Source organism: Pararhodobacter sp. CCB-MM2 (assembly GCF_001691415.1).
GTDB lineage: Bacteria > Pseudomonadota > Alphaproteobacteria > Rhodobacterales > Rhodobacteraceae > Pararhodobacter.
In genome coordinates this window covers 95,982-118,651 of record NZ_LRRR01000003.1, presented here as the reverse complement: position 1 = coordinate 118,651, position 22,670 = coordinate 95,982, and the positions used below count along the sequence as shown (strand labels likewise).

18 protein-coding genes are annotated in these 22,670 nt (G+C 65.7%); 10 read left to right on the top strand and 8 right to left on the bottom strand.

All coding sequences use genetic code 11. The features are described from left to right. Position 1: 1 nt before the first annotated feature. Positions 2-910 (top strand): ParB/RepB/Spo0J family partition protein, encoded by a 909-nt coding sequence (locus BCY78_RS05450; protein ID WP_068298943.1) that lies wholly within the window; start codon positions 2-4, stop codon positions 908-910. A 3-nt stretch (positions 911-913) separates the two neighbouring features. On the opposite strand, the gene hemW is transcribed toward BCY78_RS05450, so the two are convergent. The 3 genes from hemW to rph are packed head-to-tail and all read right to left on the bottom strand — an operon-like array spanning position 914 to position 3,380. Beyond that, positions 914-2,077, bottom strand: a complete 1,164-nt coding sequence (gene hemW, locus BCY78_RS05445) for a radical SAM family heme chaperone HemW (RefSeq protein ID WP_068298939.1) — start codon at positions 2,075-2,077, stop codon at positions 914-916. Then, a complete protein-coding gene (gene rdgB / locus BCY78_RS05440) occupies positions 2,074-2,673 on the bottom strand; it encodes an RdgB/HAM1 family non-canonical purine NTP pyrophosphatase (protein ID WP_068298936.1) in 600 nt (199 codons plus the stop codon). Before rdgB ends, hemW begins: the two co-directional genes overlap by 4 nt. Next, the gene (gene rph, locus BCY78_RS05435; protein WP_068298935.1) at positions 2,670-3,380 is read right to left on the bottom strand and encodes a ribonuclease PH; all 711 of its coding nucleotides are present in this window, start codon (positions 3,378-3,380) and stop codon (positions 2,670-2,672) included. The genes rdgB and rph overlap by 4 nt, the downstream gene beginning before the upstream one ends. Positions 3,381-3,472: 92 nt before the next feature. On the opposite strand from rph, the gene hrcA reads away from it, so the two are divergent. Both hrcA and BCY78_RS25175 read left to right on the top strand, forming a co-directional pair. After that, entirely contained in the window at positions 3,473-4,540 is a 1,068-nt protein-coding gene (gene hrcA, locus BCY78_RS05430) for a heat-inducible transcriptional repressor HrcA (RefSeq protein WP_068298934.1), read from the top strand. Between the two features lie 12 nt (positions 4,541-4,552). After that, a complete protein-coding gene (locus BCY78_RS25175; protein WP_068298932.1) occupies positions 4,553-5,098 on the top strand; it encodes a nucleotide exchange factor GrpE in 546 nt (181 codons plus the stop codon). Positions 5,099-5,184: 86 nt separating this feature from the next. On the opposite strand, the gene mutS is transcribed toward BCY78_RS25175, so the two are convergent. After that, entirely contained in the window at positions 5,185-7,806 is a 2,622-nt protein-coding gene (gene mutS / locus BCY78_RS05420) for a DNA mismatch repair protein MutS (protein WP_139103095.1), read from the bottom strand. Positions 7,807-7,965: 159 nt separating this feature from the next. Here mutS and BCY78_RS05415 point away from each other — a divergent pair, with 159 nt between their 5' ends. The 3 genes from BCY78_RS05415 to BCY78_RS25530 all read left to right on the top strand — a co-directional run bounded on the left by BCY78_RS05415 (position 7,966) and on the right by BCY78_RS25530 (position 11,358). Beyond that, positions 7,966-10,236, top strand: coding sequence for an NADP-dependent malic enzyme (locus tag BCY78_RS05415; RefSeq protein WP_068298926.1), 2,271 nt, complete (start codon positions 7,966-7,968; stop codon positions 10,234-10,236). Continuing rightward, positions 10,233-11,105: a ribokinase gene (locus BCY78_RS05410; protein ID WP_068298922.1), complete on the top strand. Its 873-nt coding sequence runs from the start codon at positions 10,233-10,235 to the stop codon at positions 11,103-11,105. The genes BCY78_RS05415 and BCY78_RS05410 overlap by 4 nt, the downstream gene beginning before the upstream one ends. A 112-nt stretch (positions 11,106-11,217) precedes the next feature. Next, the gene (locus BCY78_RS25530; protein ID WP_158515904.1) at positions 11,218-11,358 is read left to right on the top strand and encodes a hypothetical protein; all 141 of its coding nucleotides are present in this window, start codon (positions 11,218-11,220) and stop codon (positions 11,356-11,358) included. A gap of 111 nt (positions 11,359-11,469) precedes the next feature. On the opposite strand, the gene BCY78_RS05405 is transcribed toward BCY78_RS25530, so the two are convergent. Next, positions 11,470-12,702, bottom strand: a complete 1,233-nt coding sequence (locus BCY78_RS05405; protein WP_068298920.1) for an argininosuccinate synthase — start codon at positions 12,700-12,702, stop codon at positions 11,470-11,472. 129 nt (positions 12,703-12,831) lie between these two features. Here BCY78_RS05405 and BCY78_RS05400 point away from each other — a divergent pair, with 129 nt between their 5' ends. After that, the gene (locus BCY78_RS05400; protein ID WP_068298914.1) at positions 12,832-13,260 is read left to right on the top strand and encodes a thioesterase family protein; all 429 of its coding nucleotides are present in this window, start codon (positions 12,832-12,834) and stop codon (positions 13,258-13,260) included. A gap of 3 nt (positions 13,261-13,263) precedes the next feature. Here BCY78_RS05400 and BCY78_RS05395 read toward each other — a convergent pair whose 3' ends face one another. The 3 genes from BCY78_RS05395 to hslV all read right to left on the bottom strand — a co-directional run bounded on the left by BCY78_RS05395 (position 13,264) and on the right by hslV (position 15,882). Continuing rightward, a complete protein-coding gene (locus BCY78_RS05395) occupies positions 13,264-13,893 on the bottom strand; it encodes an MSMEG_1061 family FMN-dependent PPOX-type flavoprotein (protein WP_068298908.1) in 630 nt (209 codons plus the stop codon). A 136-nt stretch (positions 13,894-14,029) separates the two neighbouring features. Further along, positions 14,030-15,328: an ATP-dependent protease ATPase subunit HslU gene (gene hslU, locus BCY78_RS05390; RefSeq protein WP_068298906.1), complete on the bottom strand. Its 1,299-nt coding sequence runs from the start codon at positions 15,326-15,328 to the stop codon at positions 14,030-14,032. After that, positions 15,325-15,882, bottom strand: a complete 558-nt coding sequence (gene hslV, locus BCY78_RS05385; RefSeq protein ID WP_068298901.1) for an ATP-dependent protease subunit HslV — start codon at positions 15,880-15,882, stop codon at positions 15,325-15,327. The genes hslU and hslV overlap by 4 nt, the downstream gene beginning before the upstream one ends. A 102-nt stretch (positions 15,883-15,984) precedes the next feature. Here hslV and tsaE point away from each other — a divergent pair, with 102 nt between their 5' ends. The 3 genes from tsaE to addA are packed head-to-tail and all read left to right on the top strand — an operon-like array spanning position 15,985 to position 22,652. Then, the gene (tsaE, locus tag BCY78_RS05380; RefSeq protein ID WP_068298897.1) at positions 15,985-16,440 is read left to right on the top strand and encodes a tRNA (adenosine(37)-N6)-threonylcarbamoyltransferase complex ATPase subunit type 1 TsaE; all 456 of its coding nucleotides are present in this window, start codon (positions 15,985-15,987) and stop codon (positions 16,438-16,440) included. Next, complete coding sequence (gene addB / locus BCY78_RS05375) at positions 16,427-19,351, top strand: double-strand break repair protein AddB (RefSeq protein ID WP_068298894.1); 2,925 nt, start codon at positions 16,427-16,429, stop codon at positions 19,349-19,351. The genes tsaE and addB overlap by 14 nt, the downstream gene beginning before the upstream one ends. Beyond that, positions 19,344-22,652 carry a double-strand break repair helicase AddA gene (gene addA / locus BCY78_RS05370; RefSeq protein ID WP_083194839.1) on the top strand — a complete coding sequence of 1,103 codons (3,309 nt, stop codon included), beginning with the start codon at positions 19,344-19,346 and terminating at the stop codon, positions 22,650-22,652. The genes addB and addA overlap by 8 nt, the downstream gene beginning before the upstream one ends. Positions 22,653-22,670 lie beyond the last annotated feature (18 nt).

Genomic DNA, 22,670 nt, shown 5'->3' with positions numbered 1-22,670 from the left:
GATGAGCGACCGCAAGCAGGAGCGCCGGGGACTGGGCCGCGGATTGTCCGCGTTGATGGCGGATATTGGCGTTGACGGCAGCTTCAACGAGGCGACACCCGCTGCAGAAGTAAGCCGCTCCGGCCTCGAAAGCATGGTGATCGAAAGTATTCAGGCCAACCCTGATCAGCCGCGTCGCAAGTTCGACGAACGTGCTTTGGGTGAACTGGCGGAATCCATTCGGACCAAGGGTATCGTCCAGCCGATCGTTGTCCGGCCCTCGGCCGGTACGCCCGGAATGTTCGAGATCGTCGCCGGTGAACGTCGCTGGCGCGCTGCCCAACTCGCGAAGCTGGAGCGTGTGCCGGTTCTGGTTCGGGAGTTCAACGATCTTGAGGTTCTCGAGGTTGCGATCATCGAGAACATTCAGCGTGAAGGGCTGAATGCTATCGAAGAAGCGGCGGGTTATCGGCAGCTGATTGACCGGTTCGGCCACACTCAAGAGAAGGTGGCCGAGGCCCTTGGGAAGAGCCGCAGCCACATTGCGAACCTGCTTCGTTTGTTGAACCTCCCGGCTGACGTCCAGAACATGGTCGTTGCAGGAACGCTGACGGCAGGGCATGCCCGCGCTCTGGTTACCGCAGAGGATCCGCTGAAACTGGCGTTGAAGGTCGCCGGCGAGGGGTTGTCTGTACGGGAGACGGAGGATCTGGCGCGCCGTATGTCGGTGGCGCCTCCGCGGCCTGCTGGCGCAAAGCGCAATGCGGAGAAAGATACTGACACACGGGCGCTTGAAGAAGATCTGTCAGCGAACCTTGGCATGGGGGTTGTCATTGACCACAAGCCGGGGGGCGAGGGGCAGGTGACGATCCGTTACAAGACGCTCGATCAGCTGGACCAGCTTTGCCAACTGCTGTCGCAGGTTCGCTGACGTTCAGAGAAGCTCGCGCAGAAGACTGTTGAGGATAGGTCGCCCGGCATCTGTCGCGGCGACCTTTCCATTGGCAATGCGCAAGAACCCAAGATCCGTCAATTGCCTCACGGCCTCAACGCGAAGCGGGGCTTCATTAAGGCGCTCGTAGCGGCTTAGATCGACCCCGTCTGACAAACGAAGCCCCATCATCAAGAGCTCGCCGGCTTGATCTGACGGGTGCAGAGCCGTTTCCTCGACCGCGGGCTTCTCTGCCTCGACGGATGCCAACCAGGCATGCGGAGACGATGCGGCAACCGTCGCTAGCCGTTGCCCATTTTCATTCACCCGTCCGTGCGCTCCCGGACCAATGCCGACGTAGTCACCATAGTTCCAGTAGACCAGATTATGCCGGGATTCGGCGCCTGGCTTCGCGTGATTGGACACTTCATAGGCGGGAAGGCCGGCCTTGATGCACAGCTCTTGCGTGATATCCCAAAGGTCGGCGCCGCGGTCCTCAGATGGCAAACCCGGGAGCTTTCCGATCTTGTAGCGGTCGCCGAACGCTGTCCCGTCCTCGATCGTCAACTGATAGAGCGACAGATGACTCACACCGAGTGTCAGCGCACGTGACAGTTCATCGCGCCATTGCTCCGCGGTTTGAAACTGACGGGCGTAAATCAAATCCAGACTGGTGCGTGCGAAGACCTCATTGGCAACGTCCCAAGCCCGCATGGCTTGGTCGACGTCATGCATTCTGCCCAACAGCCGCAACGCGTCGTCATCCAAGGCTTGAACGCCAAGGGATACACGGTTCACGCCAGCGTCCGAAAAGGCGCGGAACTTGCCGATCTCGACCGAGGTCGGATTGGCCTCAAGGGTGATCTCGATATCATTCGCGGGGGTCCAGACGTCGAAGGCGGTTTCAATCACCGCGTTGACGGTTTCTGGATCCATGAGAGAGGGTGTGCCGCCGCCAAAGAAGATCGACCGTAGCACACGCCCCGGCGTCCTTTCGGCCCAGCGGCGAATTTCCGACACATAAGCGGCGCGCCAGCGGTCATGGTCGATTTGTCGGGCGACGTGGCTGTTGAAATCGCAATAGGGGCACTTGGCTGCGCAAAATGGCCAGTGGACATACAGCGCAAACCCGGCATCTTGCCAATCCTCGACGCCCGAGTGTTTCACGTGAAACGCGCCTCGATCAGTGCTTTCAGGGCGCGGGCCCGATGAGACATCGCATTCTTCTCGTCGGCCGTCATTTCGGCAAAGGTCCGGTCCTCGCCCTCTGGCACGAACATCGGATCATAGCCATGCCCGAGGGCGCCACGAACCGGCCAAACCAAATCACCGGCGACCACACCTTCATAGACTTCATCGCGCCCGTCCGGCCAGGCCATGACCAGAGTGCAGCGAAACTGCGCTGTCCACGGGGCAGGGGTGTCGCCCAGTTCCGCGCGCGTCCGCTCCATTGCGCGCATGAAGTCACGCCCATCCGGGCCTTCCGCCCAATCGGCCGTCCACACACCGGGCATGCCACCCAGAGCATCGACGCAAAGGCCCGAGTCATCCGCCAAAGCCGGCAGCCCCGTCGCCTTTGCGGCGGCATGGGCTTTGATACGCGCGTTTCCGACAAAGGTACTTTCGGTTTCCTCGGGCTCGGCGAGGCCGCGCTCCTTCGCCGAAACCACCGTCACCCCATAGGGTGACAGCAGTTGGCGCATCTCTTCGACCTTGCCGGCGTTATGCGTGGCGAAGAGCAGGGTGTCGGGAAAACCGCTCACAGCACAGCCCGTTGAGCCGCGACCAGCTCAGCCACGCCTTTTTCGGCGAGGGCCAGCATCTGGTCCATCTCGGCGCGGCGGAATACCGTTCCCTCGGCCGACATCTGCACTTCGACCATGCGACCGTCGTCCAGCATGATGAAATTGCCGTCGACACCCGCCGCGCTGTCTTCGTCGTAATCGAGGTCCAGAACAGGCTGACCGGCGTAGATCCCGCAGGACACCGCCGCGACGTCACCGATGATCGGGTTCGAGACGATGGCACCCGTCTTCATCAGCGTCTTGATCGCCAGACGCAGCGCAACCCAGCCACCGGTGATCGAGGCACAGCGCGTGCCGCCGTCGGCTTGGATGACGTCGCAATCGACGGTGATCTGACGCTCGCCCAGGGCCGAACGATCGATCCCGGCACGCAAAGAACGACCGATAAGTCGTTGAATCTCAACGGTTCTTCCGCCTTGCTTGCCCATGGCAGCTTCCCGGCGGTTCCGCGTGTTCGTCGCGCGGGGCAACATGCCGTATTCGGCGGTGACCCAGCCAAGGCCGGTATTCTTCAGGAAGGACGGCGTGCGCTCTTCGATCGAGGCGGTGCACAGCACATGGGTGTTGCCCACCTTGATCAGGCACGAGCCCTCGGCATGCCGCATCACGCCGGTTTCGATTGAAACCGCCCGCATTTCATCTAATTTTCTACCCGAGGGGCGCATGTCCGGTTCCTTTCGTTTCTGGCCTTCCAGATACATGCCGGGCGCAGGCCCATGCAACCGGATTGACGCGCAAGGCCGCGACCCCACGACAGATGAGCGCTGACAACAAAGCCTTCCACGACATGAACGACCGCGCGCGGGAAGTTTTCCGCCGCGTCGTTGACAGCTACCTGCAGACCGGCACGCCGGTGGGCTCTCGCACGCTGACCCGCGACTTCTCCGAGCGGCTGTCTCCGGCGACGATCCGCAACGTGATGCAGGACCTCGAATACATGGGCTTGCTGGAAAGCCCGCATGTCTCGGCCGGGCGGGTTCCGACGCAGCAGGGGCTCCGGCTGTTCGTCGATGCCCTGCTGGAGGTCGATCCCGTCACCGCCGCCGACCGTGAGCGGCTGGAGGCGACGCGCCAGTCGAACGAACGCGATGTCTCGTCGCTGCTTGACCGGGTCGGCAACGCGCTGTCCGGCATAACCCGGGGGGCCTCGCTGGTGCTGTCACCGAAGCACGAGGCGCCGATCAAGCACATTGAGTTCGTGCCGATCTCGGCCGACCGTGCGCTGGTGGTCCTGGTCTTCGGCGACGGCCATGTCGAGAACCGCGTCTTCACCCCGCCGCCCGGCCTGATGCCCGGCGCGATCCGCGAGGCGGTGAACTTCATCAACGCCCTCGCCAATGGCCTGACGCTGAGCGAGCTGCGCACCCGCATGCGCACAGAGATCACCGCCCGCCGGCAGGAGATCGACGTGCTGGCCACCGACCTCATCGAACGCGGTATGGCGCTGTGGGAGAACGAGGGCGAGCGGCACGAGCGGCTGATCGTCCGGGGCCGGGCGAACCTGCTGGAGCAGACCGATTCGGAAAGCCTTCAGAAGATCCGCGAGCTGTTCGATGACCTGGAGCGCAAACGCGACATCGCCGAAGTGCTGGAACACACGGAGCGCGGCGATGGTGTGCGCATTTTCATCGGCGCAGAAAACAAACTCTTTTCACTGACGGGTTCCACTCTGGTGGTTTCTCCATATATGAACGCCGACAGCAAGATCGTCGGTGCGGTCGGGGTCATTGGCCCGACCCGGCTCAACTACGGCCGCATCGTTCCGATCGTGGATTATACCGCCCAGCTGGTTGGCCGCATGTTGACCGAGCTGGGTTCCGAGTGAGACGAGGAATCGATGTCTGAATCGCAGAACAACCCGGCCGAAGAGCCCATCGACACGCCCGAGGCCGAAACCGATCCGGTGGTTGCCCTGGCCGCGGCCCGCTCCGCCTTCGAGGCCGAGCGCAGCGAAATGCGCGACCGCCTGATGCGCTCGCTGGCGGATCTGGAGAACCTGCGCAAACGGTCGGAAAAGGACCGCCGCGAGGCCGCGATCTATGGTGGCCAGAAGCTGGCGCGCGACATGCTCTCGGTCTTCGACAACCTGAACCGCGCGCTGTCCCTGATGGACGACAGCCTGCGTGAGCAGCAGAAGGGCCTCGCCGAAGGTCTGGACCTGACCCTGCGTGATCTGGGCAACATCTTCCAGCGCCACGGCATCGAGCGCGTCGCGCCCGCGGTCGGCGAACAATTCGACCCGCATTTCCATGAGGCGATGTTCGAGGCCCCGGTGCCGGGCACCAAGGCTGGCCAGATCATTCAGGTCGTGTCCGAAGGCTTCCGCCTGCACGAGCACCTGCTGCGCCCGGCGCAGGTCGGCGTCTCGTCGACCCCGGGCTAAGCCCGCGTTACAGGTACGACAAAGGCCGCCCCGTCGAAGGGCGGCCTTTTTTTGGCGCAGGCGTAGGGTGGGGTTTCACCCCACCTTTACGTGTCGCCCAGCATCTCGCGCAGCTCATACAGCAGCCCCAGCGCCTCTCGCGGCGTCAGGGCGTCGGGATGGACATCGCGCAACTTTGCCTCGACCGCCGAGGTCTTGGGCGCCTCCGCCTTGCGTACCGGGGCAGGGGCCGCGGCGAACAGCGGCAGGTCGTCGATCAGAACCTTCGCCCCGCCTTGACGCGTATCGCCCTTCTCCAGCATCTCCAGAACCTCGCGGGCCCGGGCGATCACCGCATCCGGCAGGCCGGCTAGCCGCGCCACCTGAACCCCGTAGGACCGATCCGCCGCGCCCTTGATCACCTCGTGCAGGAAGACCACCTCGCCTTCCCATTCGCGCACGGCGACGGTGGCGTTCTCCACGCCCTCCAGCCGCTCGGCCATCGCCACCATCTCGTGGTAATGCGTGGCAAACAGCGCGCGGCATTTGTTGACCTCGTGCAGATGCTCCAGCACCGCCCAGGCAATCGACAGACCGTCATAGGTCGCCGTCCCGCGCCCGATTTCGTCGAGGATCACGAAGGCGCGCGAACCCGCCTGATTCACGATCGCCGCCGTCTCGACCATCTCGACCATGAAGGTCGATCGCCCCCGCGCCAGATCGTCCGAGGCGCCGACGCGGCTGAACACCTGCTCGACCAGCCCGATCCGGGCCGAGCGCGCGGGCACATAGCCGCCCGCCTGCGCCAGAATAGCGATCAGCGCATTCTGCCGCAGGAAGGTCGATTTACCGGCCATGTTCGGCCCGGTGACCAGCCAGACCGCCGCGCCCTTCTCGGCGGGTTCCAGATCCAGATCGTTGGCGACGAAAGGCTGCCCGGCGCGCGCTAGAGCTGCCTCGACCACCGGATGCCGTCCGGCCTCGACCTCGAACACACGGCTGGCGTCGACCACCGGACGCGCCCAATCGCGAGTGCGCGCCAGCTCGGCAAAGGCGGCCGTCACATCGACCTCGGCCAGGGCCCGCGCTGCACCGTGCACCGCCCCTGCGGCGTCAAGAACGGCAGCGCGCAGCTCCTCGAAGATCCGCTTCTCGATCTCCAGCGCACGGGCGCCGGCATTGAGGATCTTCGTCTCCATCTCGGACAGGGGCACCGTGGTGAACCGCACCTGATTGGCCGTGGTCTGCCGATGCTTGAACACCTCGTTCAGCGGGGCAGACAACATCTTCTCGGCATGGGTCGCCGTGGTCTCAATGAAATAGCCAAGCACATTATTATGCTTTATTTTCAATGAACTAATACCAGTTTGCTCGATATACTCCGCTTGCATGCGGGCAATCACGCCCCGGCCTTCATCGCGCAGCTCGCGCGCCGCATCCAGATCGGCATCCACGCCCGCGGCGATGAAACCGCCATCCCGGGCCAGCAACGGCGGCTCCGCCACCAGCGAGCCTTCCAGCATCCCCGCCAACGCGTCATGCCCGACCAGCGCCCGCCGCGCCGAGGCCAGCACTTCGGGCACATCGTCCTGCAACAGCCCAGCCAACACACCCGCCTGCGCCAGACCCCCGCGCAGCATCGCCAGATCGCGCGGACCGCCCCGGTCCAAGGCCAGCCGCGAGAGCGCCCGGTCGATGTCCGGCACCGCCTTCAGGCAGGCGCGCAGGTCCCCGCGCAGCAGGTCATCGCCCACCAGCAGCTCTACCGCCGCCAGACGCTCGCGGATCACCCCCAGATCGCAGGAGGGCGAGGAAATCCGCCGCTCCAGCAGACGCGCACCGCCCGCCGTCACCGTCGTATCAATCGCCCCCAGCAGCGACCCCTCGCGCCCGCCGGACAAAGCCGCGGTCAGCTCAAGGTTCCGCCGTGTCGGCCCGTCGATCTGCATCGCCGCGCCGGCGCTCTCGCGCACCGGGGGGCGAAGCAGGGGCATCCGGCCCTTCTGCGTCAGGTCGAGGTAATCCACCAAGGCGCCAAGCGCGGAGGTCTCCTCGCGCGAGAACGTCCCGAAGCCATCGAGCGTCTGCACCCCGAACAGCGCACAAAGCCGTTTCACCCCGGCGGCGCTGTCAAAGGACGCGCGGCCGCGCTCGGCCAAAGCCAGCACCATCTCATCCGCCATCTCGCGCAGATCGGCGGCGCTTTCTTCGGCCACCACCATCTCGCGCGCGCCCAGTCGCGCCAGTTCCGGCGCCAGCCGCACGCGGGGGCAGGGCATCACCCGCAGCTCGCCCGTCGAGATATCCGCCCAAGCCAGCGCGCTGTCCCCGCGGATATCCGCCCAGGCGGCGAGGTAATTGTGCCGCCGGGGCTCCAGCAGCGCGTCCTCGGTCAGCGTGCCGGGCGTCACCAGCCGCACCACGTCGCGCTTCACCACCGATTTCGAGCCGCGCTTCTTCGCCTCGGCCGGGTCCTCCATCTGCTCGGCGATGGCCACGCGGAAGCCCTTGCGGATCAGCGTCAGCAAATACCCCTCGGCGGCATGAACCGGCACGCCGCACATGGCGATATCCTCGCCCAGATGCTGGCCGCGTTTCGTCAGGGCGATGTCCAAGGCGGCGGCGGCAGCGACCGCGTCGTCGAAGAACATCTCGTAGAAATCGCCCATCCGGTAGAACAGCAGCGCATCCGCGTGCTGGGCCTTGATCTCGAGGTATTGGGCCATCATCGGCGTTACGCCGGCTTGCGCGTTGCTCACGTCCATCTCCGCATCGTCGGCGCGACCCTACAAAACGGGCCCAGCGGCGAAAAGGGCCGATTCCGGCCTGCCGCGCCCGTTGTTCCACGCCGGTTGCCGCGCTATGGAAAAAGCAATCGGAGGAACGCCATGACCCGCAAATCCCGCATCACGCCCGACGAGGCGCTTCGTTACCATTTCGAGCCCACGCCCGGGAAATTCGAGATCACGGCGTCGAAGCCGATGGCCACCCAGCGCGACCTGTCGCTGGCCTATTCGCCCGGCGTCGCTGTCCCGGTCGAGGAGATCGCCCGCGATCCGGGGCTGGCCTATGACTATACCACCAAGGGCAACATGGTCGCCGTGGTGTCGAACGGCACGGCGATCCTCGGCCTCGGGAATCTGGGTGCGCTGGCGTCGAAGCCGGTGATGGAAGGCAAGGCGGTGCTGTTCAAGCGCTTCGCCGACGTCAACGCCATCGACATCGAACTGGCGACCGAGGATGCGGACGAGATCATCAAGGCCGTGCAGCTGATGTCGCCGACCTTCGGCGGCATCAACCTCGAGGATATCAAGGCGCCCGAGTGTTTTATCATCGAGAGCCGCCTCAAGGAGCTCTGCGATATCCCGGTGTTCCACGACGACCAGCATGGCACGGCGGTGATCTGTGCGGCGGGTCTGATCAATGCCTTGGAGATCTCGGGCAAGAAGATCGAGGATGTGAAGATCGTCCTCAACGGTGCCGGCGCGGCGGGGATCGCCTGTCTGGAGCTGCTGAAGTCGATGGGCGCGCGCCATGAGAATTGCCTCATGTGCGACACCAAGGGTGTGATCTATCAGGGCCGCACCGAGGGCATGAACCAGTGGAAATCGGCGCATGCCGTCGCCACCTCGGCCCGGACGCTGGAAGAGGCCATGGTCAATGCCGATGTGTTCCTCGGCGTCTCGGCCAAGGGCGCGGTGACGACCGAGATGGTGCAAACCATGGCCGACAACCCGGTCATCTTCGCCATGGCCAACCCGGACCCGGAAATCACCCCCGAAGAAGCGCATTCCGTCCGTCCCGATGCCATCGTGGCGACGGGCCGGTCGGATTACCCGAACCAGGTCAACAACGTGCTGGGCTTCCCCTATCTGTTCCGCGGCGCGCTGGATATCCATGCCCGCGCGATCAACGATGAGATGAAGATCGCCTGCGCCAACGCCTTGGCCGAACTGGCGCGCGAAGACGTGCCGGACGAAGTGGCGATGGCTTACGGTCGCAAGCTGTCCTTCGGTCGCGATTACATCATCCCGACGCCCTTCGATCCCCGCCTGATCTACACGATCCCGCCGGCGGTGGCGAAGGCGGGCATGGATACCGGCGTCGCGCGTCGGCCGATCATCGACATGGAGGGCTACAAGCATAACCTCCAGCAGCGGATGGACCCGACGGCCTCGATCCAGCAGAGCCTCTTTGCCCGCGCTCGCCAGTCGCAAAGCCGCATGATCTTCGCCGAGGGCGATGACGAGCGCGTGCTGCGCGCCGCCGTGGCCTATCAGCGCGCCGGTCTCGGCAAATCGCTGGTGGTGGGCGAGGAAGCCGATGTGAAGCGCCGTCTAGAAGCCGCCGGTCTGGCCGATGCGGTGCGCGAACTCAGCATCGTCAACGCCGCCAATACCCGCCATCTGGAGGCCTACAAGGCCTTCCTCTACCAGCGCCTGCAACGGAAGGGCTTCGACCAGCGCGACGTGCACCGCATGGTCAGCCGCGACCGGCATATCTTCTCGGCGCTGATGTTGCAGCACGGCCATGGCGACGGTCTGGTCACCGGGGCCACGCGGAAATCCGCGCTGGTCATGGACATGATCAACCACGTCTTCGACGCCCGCGCGCAGGACGGCGCGGTCGGGGTCTCGGCCCTGCTGCACAAGGGCAAGATCGTGCTGATCGCCGATACGCTCGTGCATGAATGGCCCGAGGAAGAGGATCTCGCCGATATCGCCATCCGCGCTGCCGGCGTCGCCCGCACGTTGGGGCTGGAGCCGCGTGTGGCCTTCGTTAGCTTCTCGACCTTCGGCTATCCGATCTCGGAGCGGGCGCAGAAGATGCACCTCGCGCCCGATGTGCTGGAGGCCCGCGGCGTCGATTTCGAGTATGAGGGCGAGATGACCGTGGACGTGGCGCTCAATCCGCGCGCGGCCGAGGCCTATCCGTTCTCGCGCCTGTCGAAACCCGCGAATATCCTCGTGGTGCCCGCGCGGCATTCGGCCTCGATCTCGGTCAAGCTGATGCAGGAGATGGCTGGCGCGACGGTGATCGGCCCGATCCTCACGGGCGTGCCGAAGCCGATCCAGATCCTCTCCACCGGCGCCACCGTCAACGACATCATGAACATGGCGGTGATGGCAGCTTGTCGGGTTGGGATCGCCGGGAAATGACGGTCTTCTGCCTTGGGTCGATCAATATCGACCATGTCTATCGGCTGCCTGAGCTGCCGAAGGCGGGCGAGACCCTGACCGCCCAGAGCCACGTTGCGGGCCTGGGCGGCAAGGGCGTGAACCAGAGCGTCGCCGCAACGCGGGCTGGGGCCGAGGTCGTGCATATCGGCGCCGTGGGGCGGGGTGACGCGTGGATAGAGGGGCAGCTGACAGATCACGGCATCGCGCTCGACCATATCGCGCGGGTCGAGGGCGGGACGGGCCATGCCATCGTTGCTGTCGATGATGCGGGCGAGAATCAGATCATCATCTTCTCGGGCGCGAATCTGAAGCAGGACACGGCGGCAATCGAGGCCGCTTTGGCCGCGGGCGGGCCCGGCGATACGTTGCTTCTGCAAAACGAGACCTCGCATCAGGTCGAAGCCGCCCAGATTGCCCGCGACCGGGGGATGCAGGTCTTCTACTCCGCCGCCCCCTTCGCGCTTGAACCCCTGCGCGCGATCCTGCCGCATGTGACCCATCTGTTGGTCAACGCCGGCGAGGCCGAGGCGCTGGTGGCTGCGACCGGCATCGCGCTGGCCGATCAGCCGGTCGAGGCGGTGATCGTCACCCGTGGATCGCAGGGCGCCGAGTGGATTTCCGCAAGCGCAGAGCCGCTTTTCACCCCCGCCTTCAAGGTCACGCCCGTCGACACCACCGGCGCGGGCGATTGCTTCGCGGGTTCTCTGGCTGCGGCCTTGGACCGGGGTGAGGCTCCGGAACAGGCGCTGCGCTATGCCGCCGGCGCCGCCGCGATTCAGGTGACACGGCCCGGTGCCGCCCCCGCGATGCCCAGCCGGGCCGAGGTCGAGGCGCTGTTGGCCAGCTGAGCCGCTGAGGGGGGTCCGCAAGGAATCGCCCTCGCGCTGCCTCATTCTTGCCGCGGTTAAGGGTTCTTTCAGGAATTGGCAGCACTCTGGGCCAATCAGAAGGGACCAGCGCATGAACACGCAGACCAAGACCTCCATGTCGATCGCCGCTACGCAACCGCGTGGTGGATCGCTTCCCGCCGGGGCAGGCATTGTCCTCGCCATGATGCTGGGTGGGGCGTTCTGGCTGGGTATCTACGCCCTGGTCAGCTGAGGCTCCGATCCGGTCCCCCAAGACACCGGATCCACAATCTCCCCCGAACGCAAACGGGCCGCGATTGCCGCGGCCCGTTTCGCTTTGTCGAACAGGAAAAGGGGGGAAGGATTACTCCTTCCCGGCCACCCGAGCATTCCGCGTGGCGATCAGCTTCAGACGCAGGGCGTTCAGGCGGATGAAACCGGCCGCGTCCTTCTGATCGTAAGCGCCCGCGTCCTCTTCGAAGGTGACGTGCTTCTCCGAATACAGCGAGTGATCCGACCAACGCGCCACGGTACGCGCCACGCCCTTGTAAAGCTTCAGCTTCACGGTGCCGGTGACATGCTCTTGGGTCTTGTCGATCAGGGCCTGCAGGGCCTCACGCTCGGGCGAGAACCAGAAGCCGTTGTAGATCAGCTCGGCATAGCGCGGCATGATCGAGTCCTTCAGGTGACCCGAGCCACTGTCCAGCGTGATCTGCTCGATGCCACGGTGGGCTTCCAGCAGGATCGTGCCGCCGGGGGTCTCGTAGACGCCGCGCGACTTCATGCCAACGAAACGGTTCTCGACGAAGTCCAGCATGCCGATGCCGTGCTTCGCGCCGTATTCGTTCAGCGCGGTGAGGATCGTGGCGGGCGACATCGCCTCACCGTTGATCGCCACGGCATCGCCCTTCTCGAAGGTCACTTCGATGAACTCGGGCGTATCCGGCGCGTCTTCGACGGCGACGATGCGCTGGGCGACGTAATCCGGCGCCTCGACACCCGGATCCTCCAGCACGGTGCCCTCGGACGAGGTGTGCAGCAGGTTCGCATCGACCGAGAACGGCGCTTCGCCGCGCTTGTTCTTGGCGATCGGGATCTGGTTCTGCTCGGCGAATTCCAGAAGCTTGGTGCGCGAGGTCAGATCCCACTCACGCCACGGCGCGATCACGCGGATCGACGGATCCAGCGCCAGGGCGGACAGCTCGAAGCGGACCTGATCGTTGCCCTTGCCGGTCGCGCCATGGGCGACGGCATCGGCGCCGTGCTTGTGGGCGATCTCGACGAGGTGCTTGGAGATCAGCGGGCGCGCGATCGAGGTGCCCAGCAGGTACAGACCCTCATAGAGCGCGTTGGCGCGGAACATCGGGAAGACGAAGTCCTTCACGAATTCCTCGCGCACGTCGAGGATGTGAATGTTTTCTTCCTTGATGCCCAGCAGCAGGGCCTTCTGTCGCGCCGGCTCCAGCTCTTCGCCCTGGCCGAGGTCGGCGGTGTAGGTGATCACCTCGCAACCGTATTCGGTTTGCAGCCATTTCAGGATGATCGAGGTATCGAGCCCGCCGGAATAGGCCAGCACGACTTTCTTGGGCGCGGACATAGAGCAACTCCCGTGATTGGAACGCGATGGGACTATCCCCTTTGCCCCTGCTGCGCAACACCCGGCGATGATTGACACCCCCTGTCCGGGCAGGAAGATTGGCCGCACTTGCAAGGGAGGAGCAACATCATGGCCGACGGTCGCCCGGAACTGCTGCGCGGGGTGGTTCATCCCTGGCATCACGACATCTTCGGCCACATGAACGTGCGCCATTACGCGCCGTTCTTCGACGATGCCTCGTTCTTCCTCTACACCGCCTTGGGCATCCCGATCTCATGGATGCTGGAAGAGCACGGCGTGCATATCGTCTCCGCAAAGGCCGAGACGAATTTCATCAAAGAGCTGGTGGCGGGCGACGGTTTCGTCATCGACGGCGCGGCGCGGCGGCTGGGGGGCAAGTCGATGACCTTCCACCTGCGCATGATCCATGCCGAGACCGGCGTGCTGCATGCGACCTATGACCTGACCGAGGTCTTCTTCGACCCCAAGACCCGCAAATCCGCCACCATGCCGGAGGCCGTGCGCGAACGCCTGACCCCGCATCTGATCGCCGACTAGGCGTCAGTACAGGCGGGTCAGCCGGTCGTTGTCATGCACGGCTTGAATTTCCTCGAGCGTCTGCTCGGTGGCGACATGGGATTTCACCCATTGCGCGAGGGTCGGCACGCCCTCGGTATCCGGCCATTCCGCGGGCTTCCACAACCGCGACCGGACCGAGGATTTCGAGCAATGCATGAAGACCTGCTCGACCGTGACCACCAGCACCAGTTCGGGCAGCTTGCCGTTCACCGCGAAGGGCGCGCGCAGGGCTTCGTCGCGGGCGATCCGCCCGGTGCCGGCGATGCGCAGGGTTTCGTTATTGCCGGGGATGAGAAAGATCAGCCCCAGCGCCGGGTTGGTGAGCAGGTTCTCGAAGGTGTCCAGCCGATGATTGCCCAACCGGTCGGGGATCAGCAGCGTCTGGGGGTCGTGCACGGTGATGAAACCCGGCGCATCGCCCTTAGGTGAGAGATCGTGCCGCCCATCCGCACCGTGGCTTGAGATGACCACATAGGGCGACCGCGCGATGAAGGCCGCGGCGACCTCGTTCACCCGGCCCAGATCCTTTTTCGAGGCATTCCCCGTCCAGCGCGGCAGGATCGCACGCAGTTTTTCGGGGCTGTCGACGGGATCGGCAATGGTGATGGCCATGGGACCTCCGGGGCTGGGCGGCTGCGGGATTGTCTGGCGGATGTTCTGCAAGGCTAGCACGGAAAGGCCCGGTTCGGGACGCAAAAGGGCCGGAGCATGGCTCCGGCCCTTCGATTTCCTGCAGTGGATGCGCGGGTCAGAGAACGTAACGGCTCAGATCCGCAGACTTGGCCAGCGCACCGATATTCGCGTCGACATAGGCCGCATCGACCACGACCTGCTCTCCGCCCTTGTCGGGTGCGACGAAGCTCAGCTCCTCGAACACCCGCTCCATCACCGTATAGAGCCTGCGTGCGCCGATATTCTCGACGCTCTCATTCACCTCGGCGGCGATCTTCGCCAAGGCACGGATGCCGTCCTCGGTGAAGCTGACACCGACTTCCTCGGTCTGCATCAGCGCGGCGTATTGGCGGGTCAGGGCGTTGTCCGTCTCGGTCAGGATGCGGACGAAATCGTCCTCCGACAGCGCACTCAGCTCGACGCGGATCGGCAGACGGCCCTGCAATTCCGGCAGCAAGTCCGAGGGCTTCGCCACATGGAACGCGCCCGAGGCGATGAACAGGATGTGGTCCGTCTTCACCGGCCCGTGCTTCGTCGAGACCGTCGTGCCCTCGATCAACGGCAGCAAGTCGCGCTGCACGCCCTCGCGGCTGACATCGGCGCCACGGGTTTCAGCGCGAGCGCAGACCTTGTCGATCTCGTCGAGGAAAACGATGCCGTTCTGCTCCACTGCTTCCAAAGCGGCGGCCTTCACGGCCTCCTCATCGAGCAGCTTGTCGGCTTCCTCGCCCAGCAGGATCTCGTGGCTCTCGGCCACCGTCATGCGCTTCTTCGTCGTGCGACCGCCGAAGGCCTTGCCGAACAGGTCGCCCAGATTCATCCCTTGCGCCTGCATGCCCGGCATCTCGAACATCGGCATCGAGGGGGCGGCTTCCGCGATCTCCAGCTCGATCACCGTGTCGTCCAGCTCGCCGGCGCGGAGTTTCTTGCGGAACAGATCTCGCGTGCCCGAGCGCGCATCGGTGCCGGCAATCGCGTCGAGCACCCGCTCCTCGGCATTCTGCTGCGCGCGGGCGGACACCTCGGCGCGCATGTGCTCGCGCGTCATGATCATCGCGGCATCGACCAGATCGCGGATGATCTGTTCCACGTCGCGGCCGACATAGCCGACCTCGGTGAATTTCGTCGCCTCGACCTTCAGGAAGGGCGCCTTCGCCAGCTTCGCCAGACGGCGCGAGATCTCGGTCTTGCCGACGCCGGTCGGCCCGATCATCAGGATGTTCTTCGGATAGACCTCGTCACGCAGATCGGCCGACAGCTGCTTGCGCCGCCAGCGATTGCGCAGGGCAACGGCGACGGCGCGCTTGGCGTCGGCCTGGCCGATGATGAAACGGTCCAGCTCGGAGACGATTTCGCGGGGGGTCAGGTCGGTCATTTGCGGATCGTCTCCACGGTCAGGTTGCCATTGGTGTAGACGCAGATCGAGGCGGCGATCGCCATCGCCTTGCGCGCGACCTGCTCGGCCGGAAGGTCGGTCTCCATGAGGCCCCGCGCGGCGGCGGCGGCGAAATTCCCGCCCGAGCCGATGGCGGCGATGTCATGTTCCGGCTCCAGCACGTCGCCGGCGCCGGTCAGCACGAAGAGCTCATCGCCATCGGTGACGATCAGCATGGCCTCAAGGTTCCGCAGGTATTTGTCCATGCGCCAGTCCTTCGCCAGCTCGACGCAGGCGCGGGCCAGTTGACCGGGCGCGGCCTCCAGCTTTTTCTCCAGCCGTTCCAGTAGGGTGAAGGCATCGGCGGTGGAGCCGGCGAAACCGACGACGATCTCGCGCCCGGCGGGACCGACGCGACGCACCTTGCGCGCCGTGCCCTTGATGACGGTCTGCCCAAGGCTCACCTGCCCGTCGCCCGCCACGACCACTTCGCCACCGCGCCGCACGGCGAGGATCGTCGTGCCGTGCCAGCCAGGGAACTTGTCGTCTGCCATGTGAAACACCTTTCGTTGTCGGACCCTATATGGCTTCGGGGTCGGGGTCTCGCAAGGCGGGGGGCTCTGGCGGCGGCGCTGGGGCGCGGATAGTCTGCCCGGATGAGACAGGTCCACGCCCCGATCCCGCTGCCCGATCCCGACGCTACCGACGCGCTCGCCCGCCGTTTCGCGCCCCTTCTGGGGCCGGGGGACGTGCTGCTGCTCGAAGGGCAGATCGGCGCCGGCAAGACGCATTTCGCCCGCGCGCTGATCCGGGCGCTGGGCGTGACCGAGGACGTGCCCTCGCCGACCTTCACCTTGGTGCAGACCTATGAGGCGGATTTCGAGATCTGGCATGCCGATCTCTACCGGCTGTCGCATCCCGATGAAGCCATCGAACTGGGGCTGGCCGAGGCCTTCGAGACCGCGCTCTGTCTTGTGGAATGGCCCGAGAAACTGGGCGAGGATCGGCCGAAGCAGGCTCTAACCTTGCGGTTTTCGTTGATTGGCGAGGGGCGTGAGGTGGTGTGTCTGTCCGAGAATAACGAGTGGGAGACGCGTCTTGCCGGTCTTTGAACCCCTCACCGGCCCGCGCCTGTTCGGCGTGGCGCCCGGTGCCGATTTCCCGCTGGAACTGGCCAAAGGCCTGCGCGCCCGTTTCGCTGGCCTGCCGCCCGAGGCACTGGCCCGGGCCGAGATTCTGGTCAACACCGGGCGGATGCAGACTCGGCTGATCGAAGCGCTCCGATCTCAAGGTCCGGGCTTTCTGCCCCGCATCCGGCTGATCACCGACATCGCAGGGCCCAGCGACGAGGCGCCCTTGCGGACCCGGTTGGAGCTGTCCCAGCTGATCCGCCAGTTGCTGCAGGCGGAGCCGGACCTCGGGCCGACCTCGGCCGCGTTTTCGCTGGCCGAGAGCCTGTTCAAGCTGCTCGATGAGATGCAGGGCGAGGGTGTCACGCTGGAGATGCTGGACCGTCTCGACGTGTCGCAACACTCGCTGCATTGGGACCGCTCGCTGCGCTTCATCCGGCTGATCGCCCGCTTCCTCGGCCCCGCCGATGGCGGGCAGGCCCGCCTTCGCGCCGCCGCCGAACGGTTGGCCGCTGATTGGGCCGTGACGCCGCCGACCCATCCGCTTATCGTCGCCGGTTCCACCGGTTCGCGCGGGCCGACGGCGCTGTTGATGAAGGCCGTGGCGCATCTGCCGCAGGGCGCTCTGGTGCTGCCGGGCTTCGATTTCGACCTTCCCGCGCCGGTCTGGCGAAGCCTCGACGATCCCCTGCATTCCGAGGATCACCCGCAATACCGCTATCGCCACCTGACCGACCTGATGGGCGTCTCGCCCTCTGTGGTCCAGTCGTGGAGCGAAACACCACCGCCCGACGCCGCGCGCAACCGGCTGGTTTCCTTGGCTCTTCGTCCCGCGCCTGTCACCGACCAATGGCTCCGCGACGGGCCTGCGCTGGGCGATCTGGCGCCGGCGACCGACCCGCTCACGCTGATCGAGGCCTCCAGCCCGCGGACCGAGGCGATGGCGATCGCCCTCTGCCTGCGCGATGCGGCCGTGCGAGGCGAAAGCGCCGCGCTGATCACCCCCGACCGGACCTTGGCCCGCCGCGTGACGGCGACGCTCGACCGTTGGCATTTGCGCCCCGATGACAGCGCCGGCCGCCCGCTGGGCCTCTCCGCGCCCGGCCGTTTCCTGCGGCAAGCGGCCGAATTGCTGACCGGCCCCGTCACCGCCGAGGCGTTGATCGCGCTGCTGAAACACCCGATCACCCATTCCGCCACCGAGCGCGGCCCCCATCTGCAACACCTGCGCGAGCTGGAACTCTACCTGCGCCGCAACGCCGTGCCCTTCCCGGACCGCAAGGCGCTCGACGGCTTCGCGGCCAAGGAGCAATGGCGTCGCCTCTGGGCGGATTGGCTGTCCTCGGCGCTGGAGCAGGTGCCGGGCGATGCCGATCTGCCGCTGCAGGACTGGGTCCCGCTGATGGAAAACTTCGCCACCGCGCTCGCCAATGGCGCCGGCGGGGAGGATGCGGGTGAGCTTTGGCGCGAGGAAGCGGGCCGCGCCGCCCGGGCGCTGTTCGACGATCTGGCGCTGCACGCCGAACACGGCGGGACTCTTGCGGGAAGTGAGTTTTCTGCTTTGTTAGAGACGCTTTTTGCGGGGAAGCAGGTGCGCGAGATTGCCGAATCCGATCCCCGTGTGATGATCTGGGGCACGCTGGAGGCCCGCGCGCAGGGGGCGGATCTGGTCATCCTCGGCGGTCTGACCGAAGGCACTTGGCCCACCGCACCGAAGCCCGATCCTTGGTTCAATCGCAAGATGCGGCTCGATGCGGGGCTCTTGCTGCCGGAACGTCAGGTCGGCCTCTCGGCGCATGACTTCCAGCAGGCGATCGGGGCGAAACGGGTGGTCCTGTCCCGCGCCCGACGTGATGCCGAGGCCGAGACCGTGCCCTCGCGCTGGCTGAATCGCCTGACGAACTTGATCGCCGGCCTGAAGGACCAAGGCGGCGAGGCGGCGCTGAAGGGCATGCGCGCGCGGGGCGACCATTGGCTGACCCTCGCCGCGACGCTAGAGGCCGATCTGCGCGCGGTCCCCGAGACCTCGTCCCGCCGCAACCCGCGCCCCGCGCCCGCGCCGCCCGCCGATGCGCGGGTTGATGAGCTGCCGGTCACCCGGATCGAGAAGCTTATCCGCGACCCCTACCACATCTATGCGGAGCGCATCCTGAAGCTGCGCCCGCTCGACCCGCTGGCGCCGGAGGCGGATGCCCGCCTGCGCGGCACCGTACTGCACCGCGTGCCAGAGGATTACGTCCGCGACCATCCCCCCGGCACTGCGCCCGACCTGCCCGATTTCTTCGCCATCGCCGAACGCGTGCTGGCCGAGGCCTGCCCCTGGGAGGCGACGCGCCAGCACTGGCGCGCGCGGCTCGACCGGGTGGCGCAGGAGTTCGTCGCCTGGAACTCGGGGCTGGAGGGCGAGCCGGTCCTGCGCGAGGAGAAGGGCGGTCTGACCCTGTCCGACCCACCGTTCCGCCTGACCGGCCAGCCCGACCGGATCGACCGGCTGCCCGACGGACGGCTTCAGATCTACGATTACAAGACGGGTTCATTGCCCTCGCCGAAACAGATCGAGCATTTCAATATCCAGTTGATTTTGCTGGCAATGATGGCGCGTGAGAATGCTTTCGGGATCGGTGCCGGAGAGGTCGCGCTGGCGGAATATATCGGCCTCGGGTCCAAGTTCGCGCGGCGGGAAAGCCCCACGGCGCCCGATGTGCTGGACAATCACCGCGAGCGGCTGCTGACGCTCATCGACACCTATCGCGACCCGGATCAGGGCTTCACTGCCATGCGCGCCGTCGATGTCGAAGGGCGCGCGGGTGATTACGACGCGCTGTCGCGGCGCGGCGAATGGGAGGTCACCGACGCCCCCGAGACGATCAAGGTGGGGGATCACCATGGATGACGCGACGCTGAACCAGATCCGCGCGGCCGAGCCGCAGGCCTCGACCTGGCTGTCGGCCAATGCGGGCTCGGGCAAGACCAAGGTGCTGATCGACCGGGTGGCGCGGCTGTTGCTCAACGAGACGCCGCCCTCCAAGATCTTGTGCCTGACCTATACCAAGGCTGCGGCCAGCGAGATGCAGAACCGGCTGTTCAAGCGCCTCGGCGAATGGGCGATGCTGGACGACGCGGCGCTGTTGAAGCAGCTGGCCGAGATGGGCGAGGCGACGGTCGATCCTGAGCTTCTGCCCAAGGCCCGCCGCCTCTTCGCCCGCGCCATCGAGACGCCGGGCGGGTTGAAGATCCAGACGATCCACGCCTTCTGTTCCTCGCTGCTGCGGCGCTTCCCACTGGAGGCGCGGGTGCCGCCGGACTTCTCGGAAGCCGATGAGCGCAGCCTGCAACAGCTACGGCTTGAGCTGCTGGACCGCTTCGCCAAGGGGCCCGAGGCCGGCGCGATGCGCGGTCTGCTCACCCGTCTGAACGAGGAGGCTTTCGGCAAGCTTCTGGGTGATTTGGGCAGGGTTAGAGACGCTTTTTCTGGCGAAATGCCTGATTTCGACCTGCTGTTCGCCGTGCCGAAAGGCCTGACGCTTGACGGGCTTCTGGCGCAGGTGTTCGACGGCGATGAGGGGGATCTGATCGCTCGGTTCGTGGCGAAGTTGGCGGGCGGCGGTTCCACCGATTTGAAACTGGCGACCAAACTGTCAGCCTTTCCTGGCTGCACCTTGGCCGGGATGGTTCTGCTGGAGGATGCGCTTCTGACCGGGGCTGGGGCCAAGGAACCCTTTGCTGCCAAGACCGGCAAGCATGGCACCAAGGCCGTTCAGTCCGCGCTGGGCCCGGATGATCGCGCCGCGCTGGACGAGTTGGGCGAGCGCGTGGCTGAGGCCCGCGCTCTGCGCATCGGGTTGGACGCGCGCGACACGGCGCAGGCGTTGCACGGTTTCGCGCGGCTCTGGCTGCCCGCTTTCGACGCGGCCAAGGCCCGGCGCGGTTGGTTGGATTTCGACGATCTGATCCGGCTGGCCCGGGACCTGCTGTCGAAAAGCGATGTGGCGCAATGGGTGCTGTTCAAGCTCGACGGCGGGATCGACCATATCCTCGTTGATGAGGCGCAGGACACCTCGCCCGGCCAATGGCGGGTGATTGACCTGCTGACGCAGGAATTCACCGCCGGTGAGGGCGCGCGTCAGCTGGAGCGGACGATCTTCGTGGTCGGTGATCGGAAGCAGTCGATCTACTCGTTCCAAGGCGCGGATCTGCAGGGTTTCGAGACCATGCGCGAGCAGTTCCGGCAACGTCTGGCGGAGTCCAATCAGTCTCTAAGCCTGCAGGAATTGAAACATTCTTTCCGGTCGTCAGACGCCGTGCTGCGGTTGGTGGACTATTGCTTCGGCGGTCGCTCGGAGGGTCTGGGCGGTGCGCCGGAGCATGTGGCGTTCTTCCCCAAGATGCCCGGTCGGGTCGATCTTTGGCCCGCGATTCCGAAGCCCGACAAGGCCGAGGAGACGCCTTGGGAAAGCCCGCTGGACCGTCCCTCGCCGGATAATGCCGAGGCCGAGCTCGCCCGCCAACTGGCGCGGGAGATTCGGGCGATGTTGGACCGTGGCGAACAGATCATGGACCGCGATGGTCCGCGTCCGGTGCATGAGGGGGATTTCCTGATCCTCGTGCGCCGTCGCGCGCTGCTGTTCCACGCCCTGATCCGCGCGTGCAAGGCCGAGGGGCTGGAGATCGCCGGCGCCGACCGGCTGACCTTGGGCTCGGTGCTGGGGGTGCAGGATCTGATCGCGCTCTTGAAGTTCCTCGCGCTGCCCGAGGACGATCTGTCGCTGGCCGTCGCCCTGCGCTCGCCGCTGTTCGGCTTCACCGAGGATGCGCTGTTCCGGGTGGCGCAAGGCCGGCCCGGTTACTTGTGGGAGCGTCTCAGGAATGACCCGCAACACGCTGAAACCACGGCGGTTCTGCAGGATTTGCGCAATCAAGTCGACTTCCTGCGCCCCTATGAGTTGATCGAGCGGGTGCTGACCCGTCATGACGGCCGCCGCCGCATTCGCGCGCGCTTCGGGGCCGAGGTGGAGGATGCGCTTGAGGCCTTCGTCGATCTGGCGTTGGCCTATGAACAGGGGCATGTGCCCTCGCTCGACGGGTTCCTGGGGTGGCTGGAGGCCTCGGATGCCGAGGTGAAGCGCCAATCCGAAGGGGCCGGGCGGGCGATCCGGGTGATGACGGTGCATGGCTCGAAAGGGTTGGAAGCGCCGATCGTGATCCTGCCCGACACGGCGGTGCGCCGCGCGCCGCAGGGCGCCGCGATGGGCGAGGCCGAGGGCGTGCCGATCCTGCGCGCCGCCAAGGCCGAAGCGACGGAGCCGCAATTGCAGGCCGATGCCGAGACCGAGCGTCTGCGGCAGGAAGAAAGCGACCGTCTGCTCTATGTCGCCCTGACGCGGGCCGAGAAGTGGCTGATCGTCTGTGCCGCGGGCGATGTGGACAAGGAATGCTGGTATCAGCAGGTGGCGGACGGCATTCAGTCGTTGGCAACGCTACCTTTGGACACTCCGGCGGGGACCGGGTTGCGGCATGCCCACGGCCACTGGCCCGCGCCGGGCACGACCGTCGAGCGGGTCAAAACCGTCTCTGATATTGCCGAATTGCCAGAATTGCCGCCGCTGGTGGAGGCGCCGAAAGCACTCACGCCTTCGGCCCTGGGTGGGGCCAAGGCGCTTCCCGGCGAGGGAGACGAGACTGAGCGCGCGATGGCACGGGGCAGCCTGATCCACCTGCTGCTGGAGGAGCTGGCGCCGATCCCGAAGGCCGATCGCCCGGCGCGGGGGATGGCGCTGATCGCGGGACAGGTCGATGGCGAGGCCTGCCTGACCGAAGCGCAGTCGGTTCTGGACAATGCCGCGCTCGCCGACCTGTTCAGCGAAGAGGCCCTGGTCGAGGTCGGGCTGAACGGCCATTGGAACGGGCACAATCTGTGGGGGGTGATCGACCGCTTGGTCCTGACGCCCGACAGGGTGCTCGCGGTCGATTTCAAATCGAACCGCGTGGTGCCGGAAAATGAGGGGCGCGTGCCGGAGGGGCTGATGCGGCAGATGGGCGCCTATGCCCATCTTTTGCAGGGCTTGTACCCCGATCGGCAGGTGGAAACGGCGCTGCTTTGGACCGCGACGGGCCAACTGATGACGCTTTCGCCGCAGGCTGTCGCGGCGGCTCTGGACCGGGCTGCCCTTGACCCGGATACGGCGTCTTCATAGGTAGAAGCAGACCGAATT